Below are 13,377 nucleotides of genomic sequence, written 5' to 3'. Positions count from 1 at the left end.
AGAAAATTCACGATCCTCAAAAATTTTCAATCGATATCAGAACAATTACAACGAGAGTGTAAATCATGAATAGAACAACTCGTACTGAGGCACTTTATGTATTTCGTTTAACTCCAGAAGTATTACTAATTTGGACTACTTTAAGTTTATTCCTGTTCATACTGACAGCCTCTGGTGCCAGTTGGTATTACGCCATCATTCATCACCAAACAGTGTCTTTCAGTATCAAAAGTGCTGAAGGTGGAATTTGGCAAGGAATTATTGGTTTAGTGGTTTTGATTGCTATTACTTTTGCCACCACAATTATTCATGAATTAGTGCATGGAATTGCGTTTGCGACCTTTGGTGGTTCCCCACGTTATGGATTAAAAGTTAAATATTTCTTACCCCTTGCTTATGCCACTTCGCCTGGTGACATTTTTCGCCGTAATGCTTTTATTGTCATTATTTTAGCCCCGTTATTAGTCATTGATATTGTATCTTTGCTAATGCTGACAATTTTCCCCCAAGCACCTTGGTTAATTTGGGTAATTGCATTCAATACAAGCGGTGCAATTGGCGATATCTGGATCTCAGTACAATTACTACGTTGCCCAAAATCAATTGAAGTTGAAGATCGGGAAGAAAGCATCGCAATTTATGCCCCTCTGAATGTGACTCGCCAAGAACTTCCTTTTACTAGCAGTGATAAAAGTAGATCTAGTTCGGGTAGAAAAGCTTTGCTAAATATTGTTTTGACGACTTTTGTGTTGATGTCAATCTTTGGCTTTTTGCTATTACCAATATTGAAAATATTAGAAGCCCCTTCGTTTGCGATTGACAGTAATTTTTTCTTGCTTATGCGTTGGGAAAATACTCAAAAAGGATTTAGTTTTAAATTTACCGCACTGTCTTTTGTAATAGTTATTTTCACATTATTGTTGCTAACTTTCATAACTAATATGCTTAGACGACTCAGACTTCCCTTCTAAATTAGGAATCATCGAAAAAAGGAGTTAAAGTGACAAACTCAAAACATATCGCCGGATTAGTCGGCCCCACTCTAATTGCAATGACCATATCCGAATCCGCATTTATCCAGCCTCATCTCTATGACACCCAAATTGCCCCCGTAGTTTACCTTTCAGGCACTTTGCTCTTTGTTGCTGGTCTGGCGATCGTCCGCGCTCACAATCGTTGGATGGGCGACTGGACAGTGCTGGTAACGCTGATCGGTTGGTTTGCCATTTTCGGTGGACTGTTTCGGATGTTTGCGACAAAGCTCTACCAGCAGGGTGCCCAAAACACTACTGCCCTGCTAGTGCTGGAACTCATTCTTCTGGCAGTCGGGATTTTTCTAACCTTCAAAGCCTATGTAAGCATAAAATCGTGAAATATAAAAATCTTTGATGTATTTTTACAGCGATCGATAAATTCTTCGATCGTCACACTCTATCAAATCCTAAATCAACAACACTAGGTCAGTATTATGTGGATAAAATCGATCGTAATTATTACCGTATCAGTCATTGTTTTGTTTGGAATAGCAAGTCTTTATGGTAAGTATCAGTGGCAGTTAGAGACCGACCGATTGCGCGATCGGTTAACAAATGGGAAGCAAACTATTAATCCCAAAACCTATGATGCAAAGGAGCTTGAAGGCTTGCCAGATCCGGTGCAGCGATTCTTTCGGGTTGTATTGAAGGAGGGACAACCGATCGTGGCGGCGGTCAATCTTTCTCAGCAGGGAATATTCAATATGAGTGAGACGGAAGCGAAGTGGAGTCCGTTTACTGCCACTCAATTTGTGACAACTCAACGGTCAGGGTTCGATTGGGATGCACGGATTCAGATGGCTCCGGGTGTGAGTGCCTTTGTTCATGATGCTTATGCGTTAGGAGCAGGCAGCTTACACGCATCATTACTCGGTCTGTTTACCGTTGCCGATGTGCGCGATACACCAGCAGCCGCCCAGGGTGAACTGCTGCGATTTTTTGCCGAGATGCCTTGGTATCCGACAGCACTATTACCCAGTCAGGGTGTGCGCTGGGAAGCCATTGACGATACCTCCGCCCGCGCTACATTGACCGATGCTCCAACAACGGTTTCCCTCGTGTTTCGGTTTAATGCTGAAGGAACGATCGAAACCATGCGGGCTGAAGCGCGTTGTCGTGACAAGCTGACTGCGATGCCTTGGAGCGGCAGGTTTTGGAACTATTCAGTGTGTAACGAGATGCTGATTCCTTTAGAAGGCGAGGTGGGATGGGAGTATCCAGACGGCATTCGGCTCTATTACAAAGGAAAAGTTACAGAGATTAACTATGAATTTGCACCCTGACGGGATGAAGACATAGGCTACAACGTAGACATCTTACTAGTGATTGACGCTCTCTAATGTACTTTCACAACGATTCTCCACGGGAGAGGCTTCGCCAACGATAAAAATTTCTAATCTAGTTACCTGGTTGACAGCCCTAATTATCTTACTGGCATTAGTCGCCACCAGTATCGGCTTGTTTTGGCAAGATGAGGGCAATTTATTTTCTTTTAATACACTCCGAGGAGATACTGTATCGATCGTCGGAAGAGGCTTGTACCGCTATGATACGACGCTAATGGCGATGGGTTTTAAAGCAGGTGATGCGGTAACACTAATTTTGGGTATCCCCACGCTAATATTCTCCCTCTTGCGCTATCGACATGGCTCCGTCAAGGGTGGATTATTGTTGGCTGGTACGCTAGCTTACTTTCTGTACAACTACTGTTCAATGGCGTTTGGCGCAGCTTACAACCATTTATTCCTCGTCTATGTCGTGCTGATGTCGGCTAGTTTATTTGGGCTAATTCTGACGTTAATGTCTTTTGATTTGGCGACGTTACCCGCCCACTTTTCTGCTCACTTGCCACGCAGAAATATTGGAATTTACTCGATCGTGTCTGGGATAGTGTTGCTATTAATCTGGCCAGTTTTGAGCATTATTCCCGCACTAGTTGAGGGCAAAGCACCGCCGGAAGTATGGAGCTATACCACTGTAATTACTTATGCGATCGATATGGGCATTGTTGCACCTGCACTGATTGCCGCTGGTGTAATGCTACTACACCGAAACCCTTTGGGCTACTTACTTTCATCCATATTGCTAGTATTTACAGTGATGCTCGGAACCAATCTGCTGACTGCTGGCACGCTCCAAATGCTAGCAGGCTTCATCGACATGCCACAGTTCATCGGATTCGTGGCTTCCTTTGCGATCCTGACACTGTATGCAATCTGGTTTACGTTGGCACTTTTCCGTAATCTTTCGGATGAAATCTCTCATGAAGCATAAATGCGGTGACGCGATCGTCATTATTGGGGCGGGAATTGCTGGGCTAGCCGCAGGTTGCTATGCCCAGATGAATGGTTATCAAACTCAGATCTTTGAGATGCACGATCGACCAGGTGGACTCTGTACGGCATGGCAGCGACAGGGATTTGTGTTTGACGGTTGCATTCACTATTTGTTTGGCTCTGCACGAGGACAGCCTTTCTACCAGCTCTGGGAGGAACTTGGCGTTGTGCCACAGCAACAATTTGTCCATCACGATGAATTACTGCGTGTGAGCGAACCCGACGGGAAAACTTTAATTGTCTACAGTAATCCCGATCTATTGGAGCAGCATTTAAAGGAATTATCACCGCTAGATCGACGATTAATTAGCGATTTCTGTATGGGGATTCGCACTTTTACTCGCTTCGACTTGTCACTACTTCAACAGCAGCCCAAAGCATTGATGCAGTTAGGAGACTGGGGAAAGTTAGCACGGAAAATGTTGCCATTTGTCTGCCCACTGGCGCGGTGGGGAAACCTTTCAGCAGCAGATTTTGCCGAAAAGTTTCAAGATCCCTTTCTCCGCCGCGCCATTCCCCAGATGTTTGGCTGGGAAGATATTCCTGTGATGGTAGGAATGTCATTACTAGCTTATATGCACACCAAAAATGCTGGCTTTCCGCTAGGTGGATCGCTCCAATTTGCCGAAAAGATTGCCGATCGCTATTTGGAATTAGGCGGTGAAATTCACTACGAATCGCAAGTAGAAAAGATTGTAATTGAGAAACATCAGGCGATTGGGGTGCGGTTGTATAACAACGAAGAATGCTATGCAGATCGAGTGATTTCCGCTTGTGATGGTCACAATACACTTTTCAGTTTAATAGATCGACAATATGTCCCCCGCGAGATCCAACGTTACTATGATGGACATTTGCCGATTCATTCCCAACTACAGGTATCACTGGGCGTAAATCGCGATCTATCAGCAGAACCGCATTGGACTACTCATTTGCTGGCTGAACCTGTAGTAATTGCGGGGGAGGAGCGGTACGAGATTGGGGTCAAACACTATTGCTTCGATCCATCTTTAGCACCACAGGAAAAATCGGTACTGATGGTAGTGCTGACGACTAATTATGAGTATTGGCAACGCATTTATGGTCGATCGATCTACGATGCAGAGGAAATCCAAGAATCACAAATTCTTATCGATATTTTAGAGCGATTTTATCCTGGTATTAAGGATGATATTGAATTTATAGATGTGGCTACACCACTCACCTACGAACGTTATACGGGCAACTGGCAAGGATCGAGTTGTGGTTGGCTCCTGACCAAACAAACCCTCCCATTATCGATAAAAGGCTTGCCGAAAACTTTACCTAATCTACGGAATTTTTATGCGATCGGGCAATGGGTCGAACCAGGTGGGAGTGTGCCAGTGGTGGCAATGTCGGGACGTAATATTATTCAGCAAATTTGTCGGGAAGACAACCGAATTTTTAGGGCTACAATACCCATTTTTACTCAAAGAATATAAATTATAAAATAATGTCCAATTTAGGTTTTACACTCTAGTATCACATTGCTAACCATCATGCCTAGAATACCTTTTACCACCGAACAATTTATTCAGATATTCGAGAAGTATAATCACGCTATATATCCGTTTCAGTTTGCACTAATTCTAGTAGCGGTCGCTACAGTTTTCCTAGCAACAAGTCGAAAAGCATTCGCGAGCAAACTTATTTCATGCTCACTTGGTTTTCTTTGGCTGTGGATGGGGATTGTTTATCATTTAATTTTCTTTACAGCAATCAGTCCACCCGCATATCTGTTCGGTACATTATTCATTATTCAAGGCTTATTATTTTTATACGAAGGTGTAGTCAGGAATCGGTTAACTTTTCGAGCTGGCCAAAATTTATATAGTATTTTCGCTGCAATTTTCATTGCTTATGCTCTGGTATTTTATCCGTTAATTGGCTATGTGCTAGGACGGACTTTTCTGGCATCACCTACATTCGGCACGCCTTGTCCGACAGTAATTTTTACGTTTGGATTGCTGCTTTGGACAGATAAAAGATTTCGATTGAGTTTATTCATTATTCCAGTTTTATGGTCGCTTGTCGGAACTTCTGCGGCATTGAGTTTTGGAATTAAAGAAGATTTTGGGCTGCTTGTCGCTGGAACGATCGGCACAACAGTTATTATTAGGCACAATTTATCACCAAAAACAGAGAAAGTATTATGAACATGTAGTTGGCATTACTCAGCATCCAGATATTAGCAAATTTTGATACAATAAATATTCGCTAATATCTACTTTTCAGGCTTTCCTCACAGGTTCCTCATCTTTTTTTAATATGATGGAATATAGTGAATATTATTTTTACTTGTAAAATCAAAAGTTTGACGGAGCAATTTTTTCTGCCGAGATTTAAAATAACTTCATTATGACAAATAGTAGAATAATGTCTCTACCTATTGGTAGATACTTTTTCGTCACAACTGTATTAATAAAAACTAAATCGCCCGAATCAGAAATTAAGGCAGCACTCGTCCAGGCTGGCTATCTTGCTAATAAATAGACATCCATCCAGTTCTTAGTCTATAGACGCGAACATCCGAGATTAAAATAATCCCCAGGAGGGTACAGTTGTGAAACACGATTTGCCAGAGACAACGCTCCGCGAACGCGATCGGGACAAGCAAAACCTACCCCATCCGCGTCACGTCGAGAACCAGCACGATCCAGCTCAACATTCCAGTCACGAACATGCCGGACACGATAAACACGCAGGACACAGCCCCGCGATGTTCCAGCGACGCTTCCTAGTTTGTCTGCTGTTAACGTTGCCCGTACTGTATCTGTCACCAATGTTTCAGATGTGGTTTAATTACCAAGCGATTCAGTTTGCTGGCGTGGCTTGGGTTACGCCCATTCTGTCCACGGTTATTTATTGGTATGGTGGCTGGGTGTTTCTGCACAGAGCTTGGGCTGAACTCCACGGGAAAATTGGCATGATGACGCTGGTTGCGCTGGCGATTACTGTATCTTATGTCTACAGTGTGGCAGTGTCTTTTGGATTACCAGGCGATTCCTTCTACATGGAATTGGTCACTTTAGTCGATATCATGCTGCTCGGTCATTGGATCGAAATGACTTCTGTGCAAGGAGCTAGCCGCGCTTTAGAGCATCTCGCTAAGTTGGTACCTGCGGTGGCTCATCAGCAAGTCAATGGGCGAATCGCTGATGTCCAGGTGAATGTGTTAGTTGAGGGCGATCGAATCCTCATCCGTCCTGGCGAACAAGTCCCGATCGATGGTGAAGTCATCGAGGGTACCTCTAGCGTCAACGAAGCCTTTCTCACTGGCGAATCGCGTCCAGTCGTCAAAAAAACTAGCGATGAAGTAGTCGCAGGGGCGGTGAATGGCGAAGGTGCTTTGACAATTAAAGTGACTCGGACTGGCGATCGAACGACTCTGAGCCAGATTATGCGGTTGGTAGAGGAGGCTCAGGCATCTAAAAGTCAATATCAAACATTAGCAGATCGATTGGCTTACTGGCTGACTCTGATTGCGATCGGGGTGTCTACGTTGACGTTTATCGTATGGCTGTCAATTGGGACTGGCGGTTTAACATTTGCCATCAATCGGGCGGTGACGGTGTTAGTGATTACCTGTCCTCATGCACTGGGTTTAGCAATTCCTTTGGTCACGATTAATGCTACGGCGATGGCTGCTAAAAACGGGATTTTGGTGCGAAACCGTGAGGCGTTTGAACGAGCAAGAGGCATTAAAACGATCGCATTTGATAAGACTGGAACATTGACCGAAGGCAAGTTCGGAGTCAAGCAAATTTATACTGACGGCATTGATGAACCGCAAGCTTTAACTATTGCCGCCTCCTTAGAATCCTCATCAGAACATCCGCTGGGACAATCGATCGTTATCGAGGCTAATCATCGCCACAGTCAGCTTGCCAAGGCGAGTGACTTTAAAGCTGTTCCAGGGCAAGGCGTTGAAGGTGTAGTGAACGATCGGCGTTATCGAGTCGGCAGACCAGAATGGGTGCAGGAGCTGAAATTAGAGTTTCCACCAGCATTGAGATCGAGACTGCGATCGAGTGAATCGCGGGGTGAAAGTGCGATCGTCTTGATGGACGAGCGGCAAGTACTTGCAATCTTTGGGTTAGCCGATCGAGTCCGCCCCTCGGCACGCGCAGCGGTAGCTAAATTACAACAAATGGGCGTGCAAGTGGTGATGATCGCAGGCGATGCCGAAGCAGTAGCAAAAACCGTTGCGGAGGATTTGCAGATCGATCGCTACTACGCTCGTGTCTTACCGCAAGATAAAGCTGCGTTGATTCATCAGCTCAAAGCCGAACAACCGATCGCTTTTGTGGGCGACGGGATTAATGATGCACCTGCTTTAACTGAGGCAGATTTGGGACTGGCGATCGGTGCTGGAACTAACGTCGCGATTCTCTTGACAGAGAGGCTACGCCAACGAATCTGCCGATCTGGTGTTGGTTAAAAGCGATCCGCTCGATGCCACCTACGCGCTGAAACTCGCCAAAGCAACCTACAGCAAAATGACTCAGAACCTATTCTGGGCAACTGGATACAACGTCATTGGTATTCCTTTAGCAGCAGGGATTGCGGCTCCATTCGGTATTTTATTAACACCAGCGATCGGTGCAATCTTGATGAGCGTTTCGACAGTGGTTGTTTCGATAAATGCCATGTTGTTACGCCGCGTTAAATTAACCGATTAAGGCACTATGTATTCTATGTGGAATCTTCAAAATCCCTATCTTGGCAATCCAAGGGTCGTTTTTCTGGCTATCGGTCGTAAGCCATGCCAACGATCGAAGGGATCTATTTTTACTCAATGGAGACGGCACCGCCTTCAATAAAATGAACGTAAAGCTCATTTCCTGACATCATCCCTACTCCCAACAACGGTTTCCGTCCAGCAGCAAATACATTAACTTCTTGCGTTTCGCCTTTCCAGAGGATTGTCGCCGTATAAACTTTGAGAAAAACATTACTGTTATTGGCAAGATTGGCAGGAACTTCGTACTGAAACGGTAATCCTAATACAGCAATCGCTTCTGGCGGCAGGCAGAGACTACCCGTAAAACCTGTATCGATGACAAACTCAATACTAAAACCCGATCGATCTGGCATCCTAAATGTAACTGGGACAGTCGCTCGACCTTCAGTAACCCTTCCCGCGATCATTTCGTTGTCCGCTCCATCACACCGCCAAAAGATACCGCGACGTTGTAACCAATCCGAATCCCAAATAGTCGAGCGTTTGGGTTCTGCTGGCGCAAATATCGTGCAGATTCAATCCCGTTGGCATCAACATGATATGCACCAGTTTCTACATCAATAATGACCATCTGACCGATATTGCTGTCGATTTCTACAGTCTCACGAATACCTGCTTCATACAATTTCATTGCTTGTTGTGCAACTTCTTCACTACTCAAAAGAATAGTTTGCATAATATCTATCTAATTTTTATAACCTTATTAAAGGCATTAGATCCTATTTTAATCTATATATTATCGAAATTTTTGCTGCCGTGCTGAGAGGTAATCGTTGGCGTAGCCGCGCTTCTATGTCAGAGAGGCTACGCCAACGAAGGAGGTAATCGCCTCTTTCTCTGTTATCCCATTGGCGGTGAGATTGGGCAAGCCAACGACGGAAGCCATGAAGATGAGATTCCACACAGGAGAGGCTTCCCCAAGGGGGGTTCGATCTCAAAATCGCGATCGATCGAGATCGGGTAGCGATCGCCAATAAGTAGGTGGGTGCAAATATTTATTAAATAGATAATGCCTGAAACCTGATTCGATTGATTTAATTTTTATATGTTGTGTTGCAGTATGGATGAGTTATTTGTCCATTATCCAGAGTTGCAAACCCCCCATCTGCTTTTCGTTGTATATGATCGATTGAGATTGAATTCTTATGCATTAATCCGTTGCATATTTTACATTTAGGAGGATTTTGCAATGCTTCATTAAGAAAAATTTCACTTTTCTGATTTTTATCAAAGTCCTTAAATTGTGAGTCACTTTGTGTCGTTGATTCACGAATATTTAAATACTTAAATTTATCAGTTGAAGCAATCTCTTTTACTGTATCACGCTCGCTTTTACCATTTTTTAGATGAACGATAACTTCTTGAAAGAAATAAGAGACGAATTTGTAACTTTTTTGAACATCTCTGTATTTTTCGTATATTTGCTTGATCAAGTAATCATTGCTCAAAAGAAGATTTTCAAATTCTTCTCTAACATCGATAAATTCGTTGATTTTTTTTCTTTTCTCTAGCTCCATAACAAAGTCAACTACTGCAAAAAAAGATACATTTCTGTATCTTCCATCTCTCGAATAACAATACACAATAGGATGCAACCCCAATGATGATGGCTTGTTGCTATTTAATCTGTATACAATTTTCCTGGTATTTTTTAAGAAGAATATGGTTTTCTCACCAGTGCCATCATCATCAATAATATTCTTGTCGAAATCTATATTATTCGCGATATTTACAAAATCTAAAATTAACGACAGAGCTTGGGCAGAAGAAAGCTTTCCTCCTATTGGTATATCTAAAGTCTTGATTGGAGTATGCAGTTTTGGCTCAAATAATATATGATTAATTTCTTGAGCTATTTCTTGTATTTCTTGCTGCATTTTATCTGAAAAACAAGACCAATACTTATGACCTTTACCACTTCTAATAATTGCACGAGCAGCAATACTGTTGGGCTTTTTTCGAGATTGTAGAAGCTTTAGTTCGATTGGATTAATTGGTGCAGCTTGTTGATTGATTTTGAAAAAAGAATTCTCTGCCTTGCTAGCATCGCCCTCAACCCATTGAAGCTGAATTGCTAATGCTGCAAGATTCTTGGCATATTTTACAACCTCTGGCTTAACATCATCTGGGCGTGTAAGTGCTGTCTTAAAACTATTATACGATCCGATTTTTTTGTTAACGAGATTTCTTGTTTTGTTTGCAATTAAGGATTGATCTTCTGAAATTACTCCGTCATAAAACTTTTTCGATATATCTCCATCACCATAATCGTCATTTACCCAAGCTGATAAAGTACTCATTCTATGGCTGCCATCGATAACAAAAAGGTAACCTCCAGTACTTCTCCATAAAATAATTGCAGGAATTAGATCGCCTTCAATAAAACTTTCAATGAAGTTGCATATTTTTTGGTCATCCCACTCATTTGTTTCTCTTTGAAAATCTGGCTTACGAATATATGAAAAGAAAAAAGAATCTGGCTTGAGATCTTCAATAGAGATTGTTTCTTTTTTCTTGCCAGAATTGACATTATCTTGCAGCTCGAAATCTTCTCTTGGAATCAAAGCATCTAAATTGACTTTAGGCATAATTATTGACCTGCTTTTATTTTAAATAGATTTCTGACATCGATCGACTAAATCTCTCAGCACGATCGAGATCGCCCATCATTCATCAGTAGCCATCAACAATTCTGGCAAATTATCTGGAAAATCGCCATTCCCGACCATCTTGGTAAACACCTCATAGCAATCTTGCTTATCCCCAGCCTTGCGTGGATAACCCAACCACAGCACAATTAGAACTTGCCGCTCCTCACTGGTAAAAGCCCTGAAAAACAACCGATAACGCTGTGGTAGCCCCATCCCCTTCATCCTGCCATATCGCCGCAGCGGGCCAGTCAAGGCAAATTGAGTAGCCAGCGGATCTAGGACGATCTTCTCCTTAATTCCCACCATCACTGCGGCTAACAGCTTCACATCGGGATGTGTGAGATAATCTGCTTCTGGTAACTCGGCTTTCAACTGCTTCACCCGTTCCCGTAGTTGTCGTCGTTGTTCGCCAAATAGCTGCCTATGGAAGTAAATTTCCCAACCATTGCGGATGAGTGCGCCCATTAATCGACAACCACTCCAGCTAAGAGTTCGTCATCTTCATCGGCCATATCTTCAGTATATGCCTCCAAATTTTGGTGATTAGTAAGAGCATCTTTGGTAATGAAGTCTAGAAATAGACCGAGCATTAGATTCTCTGCCTCTGTTTCTGGTTCTACTGGCTGGGGTTCTAACTTGACTAGCACAGTATTATCGCTCAATACCTCTACCCATCCCGTTGCATTCACAAACTGCGGATGATCGCGATAAAAACTAGCTGGCAAGCGAAACCCCGAAGAATTACCGATTTTAGCGGGTGCGAGTGGATAGGTTGGATTAGTCATAGTCACAGATGTTATTACCTAGCGTAATAACACTATCTTAGCAAAGTAACGATCGGTGGAGCAAAAAAGGTCGATCCAAATAACCGATCGAGCATCCCTCACGGCTTCCTCATCTTCTTACCGTATTGTCAAAGATGACCGATTTCCTGAGTTTTAGATGGTTAGTCAGATTTCCAAGCCTAGTATCGAATCACTTCATCTATCTAGTCCCCAGGAATTACTATCGACGCTGCAACAACTCCGCCAAACCGTTGAAAGCGAAGGAAAAGCCACCTTTGACGAGTGGAACCCACACATTCAGCGGACGGCGTTTATCGATAGTGCCCTAAATTTAGCTGAGTATTTAGCTTTGCGTCGGCACGATCTCCGCTCTCTTCAAGCTGCGCTGATGCCTTGGGGACTCTCCTCATTAGGTCGGATTGAAGGACGGGTGATGCCCAATCTCGATGCGGTAATTGCTACTTTAGAAGTCATCTGTGGCTCTCAATCGGATCGACATTGCCAGCGTCCGCCTGTCGAATTCTTCTTTGAGGGCGATCGATTTCTACAGCAGCACACGGAAGAATTGTTCGGTGAGTCCTCACCCCACCGTCGCGTCAGAATTATGGTCACGCTGGATACAGAAGCCGCCACCAACTATGAACTAGTGCGAGGTTTTATCCAACGTGGCGCAAACTGTATGCGGATTAATTGTGCCCACGACACTCCCGAAATCTGGCAAGGTGCGATCGATAATATCCGCCGCGCCGAACGAGAGACAGGCACGCCATGTAAAATCATGATGGACTTAGGCGGCCCCAAAATTCGCACTGGAGCTGTATTTATGCCACACCATAAGAAGCGGGTATTTAAGGGCGATCGCATTGTCCTATCGCGGCAAGTACCCGAATCCGATAGTGCCGCAGATCCCGCCAAATCGCCCCATGTAAAGCAGTTTCAGACTAGTTGTACGATTCCGAGTATTCTCGATTTATTAGCTGTTGACACCCCCGTATACATCGATGATGGCAAGATTTGGACTCAGGTAGTCGATACTCAATACCACATCGCCCACGAACAGCCAGGTCTATTATTAGAAGTGACTAATACTAGTCCCAAAGGAGTCAAACTCAAACCTGAAAAAGGGATGAATTTTCCAGATACAGTTTTAGATCTGAGTCCACTAACCGAACAAGATTTAACCGATCTGGATTTTGTCGCGGCTCATGCCGATATTGTCGGTTACTCATTTGTCCAACGACCTGCGGATATCGAATTACTCCAACAAGAGTTGGCTAAACGTTGCGAGCATCGACTGTCCCCACCCGCGATCGTTGCCAAGATTGAAACCGCAATTGCCGTCAGTAATCTGCCAGAATTAATCGTTTATGCCGCCGGAAAAGGATCTTTTGGAGTGATGATTGCCAGGGGCGATTTAGCCGTTCAAATTGGCTATCAGCGTCTCACCGAAATCCAGGAAGAAATGCTGTGGATTTGCGAAGCGGCGCATATTCCGGTGATTTGGGCTACCCAAGTATTAGAGAATTTGGTCAAAGATGGCATTCCTTCGAGGGGAGAAATGAGCGATGTTGCCATGTCCGAACGGGCTGAGTGTGTGATGTTAAATAAAGGGCCATTTATTGCTGAGGCGATCGATATTCTCGATGATGTGTTAACACGGATGGAAGCTCATCAATTGAAAAAAACACCCCAGTTGCGGGCACTCCATTCATGGTGATTTCAGTTCTTGTACCGCCAACGATTTTAATCGTGCGGCAATCGATTTAGATGAAGTGCGGAATCTGAGTTAAATAAATACAAATTATG

12 protein-coding genes and 1 pseudogene are annotated in these 13,377 nt (G+C 43.7%); 8 read left to right on the top strand and 5 right to left on the bottom strand.

The features are described 5' to 3' along the window. Positions 1-65: 65 nt before the first annotated feature. From CHA6605_RS05595 to CHA6605_RS05565, 7 genes and pseudogenes are all read left to right on the top strand, one after another. Positions 66-971, top strand: coding sequence for a DUF3267 domain-containing protein (locus tag CHA6605_RS05595; RefSeq protein ID WP_015158552.1), 906 nt, complete (start codon positions 66-68; stop codon positions 969-971). Between the two features lie 29 nt (positions 972-1,000). Then, a complete protein-coding gene (locus CHA6605_RS05590; RefSeq protein ID WP_015158551.1) occupies positions 1,001-1,372 on the top strand; it encodes a hypothetical protein in 372 nt (123 codons plus the stop codon). A gap of 96 nt (positions 1,373-1,468) precedes the next feature. After that, complete coding sequence (locus CHA6605_RS05585) at positions 1,469-2,317, top strand: DUF6920 family protein (protein WP_015158550.1); 849 nt, start codon at positions 1,469-1,471, stop codon at positions 2,315-2,317. Positions 2,318-2,360: 43 nt separating this feature from the next. Beyond that, on the top strand, positions 2,361-3,308 hold the full coding sequence (locus CHA6605_RS05580; RefSeq protein WP_015158549.1) for a hypothetical protein: 948 nt from the start codon (positions 2,361-2,363) through the stop codon (positions 3,306-3,308). After that, a complete protein-coding gene (locus CHA6605_RS05575) occupies positions 3,286-4,833 on the top strand; it encodes a phytoene desaturase family protein (protein ID WP_232432196.1) in 1,548 nt (515 codons plus the stop codon). Before CHA6605_RS05580 ends, CHA6605_RS05575 begins: the two co-directional genes overlap by 23 nt. Positions 4,834-4,890: 57 nt before the next feature. Then, positions 4,891-5,547, top strand: a complete 657-nt coding sequence (locus tag CHA6605_RS05570) for a DUF6064 family protein (RefSeq protein WP_015158547.1) — start codon at positions 4,891-4,893, stop codon at positions 5,545-5,547. A gap of 419 nt (positions 5,548-5,966) precedes the next feature. After that, a pseudogene (locus tag CHA6605_RS05565) lies at positions 5,967-8,073 on the top strand (heavy metal translocating P-type ATPase). A gap of 109 nt (positions 8,074-8,182) precedes the next feature. Here CHA6605_RS05565 and CHA6605_RS05560 read toward each other — a convergent pair. From CHA6605_RS05560 to CHA6605_RS05540, 5 genes are all read right to left on the bottom strand, one after another. Then, entirely contained in the window at positions 8,183-8,542 is a 360-nt protein-coding gene (locus tag CHA6605_RS05560; protein WP_015158545.1) for a clan AA aspartic protease, read from the bottom strand. Then, on the bottom strand, positions 8,539-8,811 hold the full coding sequence (locus CHA6605_RS05555; RefSeq protein WP_015158544.1) for a hypothetical protein: 273 nt from the start codon (positions 8,809-8,811) through the stop codon (positions 8,539-8,541). The genes CHA6605_RS05560 and CHA6605_RS05555 overlap by 4 nt, the downstream gene beginning before the upstream one ends. Positions 8,812-9,169: 358 nt before the next feature. Then, positions 9,170-10,723: a GmrSD restriction endonuclease domain-containing protein gene (locus CHA6605_RS05550; protein WP_015158543.1), complete on the bottom strand. Its 1,554-nt coding sequence runs from the start codon at positions 10,721-10,723 to the stop codon at positions 9,170-9,172. Positions 10,724-10,801: 78 nt separating this feature from the next. Beyond that, complete coding sequence (locus CHA6605_RS05545; protein ID WP_015158542.1) at positions 10,802-11,251, bottom strand: type II toxin-antitoxin system YhaV family toxin; 450 nt, start codon at positions 11,249-11,251, stop codon at positions 10,802-10,804. Beyond that, positions 11,251-11,571, bottom strand: a complete 321-nt coding sequence (locus CHA6605_RS05540) for an AbrB/MazE/SpoVT family DNA-binding domain-containing protein (protein WP_015158541.1) — start codon at positions 11,569-11,571, stop codon at positions 11,251-11,253. The genes CHA6605_RS05545 and CHA6605_RS05540 overlap by 1 nt, the downstream gene beginning before the upstream one ends. A 157-nt stretch (positions 11,572-11,728) precedes the next feature. Here CHA6605_RS05540 and CHA6605_RS05535 point away from each other — a divergent pair, with 157 nt between their 5' ends. Further along, on the top strand, positions 11,729-13,288 hold the full coding sequence (locus CHA6605_RS05535) for a pyruvate kinase (RefSeq protein WP_015158540.1): 1,560 nt from the start codon (positions 11,729-11,731) through the stop codon (positions 13,286-13,288). Positions 13,289-13,377: the final 89 nt, after the last annotated feature.

It is taken from the genome of Chamaesiphon minutus PCC 6605, assembly GCF_000317145.1.
In the GTDB taxonomy this organism is placed as follows: Bacteria; Cyanobacteriota; Cyanobacteriia; order Cyanobacteriales; family Chamaesiphonaceae; genus Chamaesiphon; species Chamaesiphon minutus.
The sequence above is the reverse complement of the archived record's forward strand: the minus strand, read 5'-3'. Positions and strand labels throughout refer to the sequence as shown.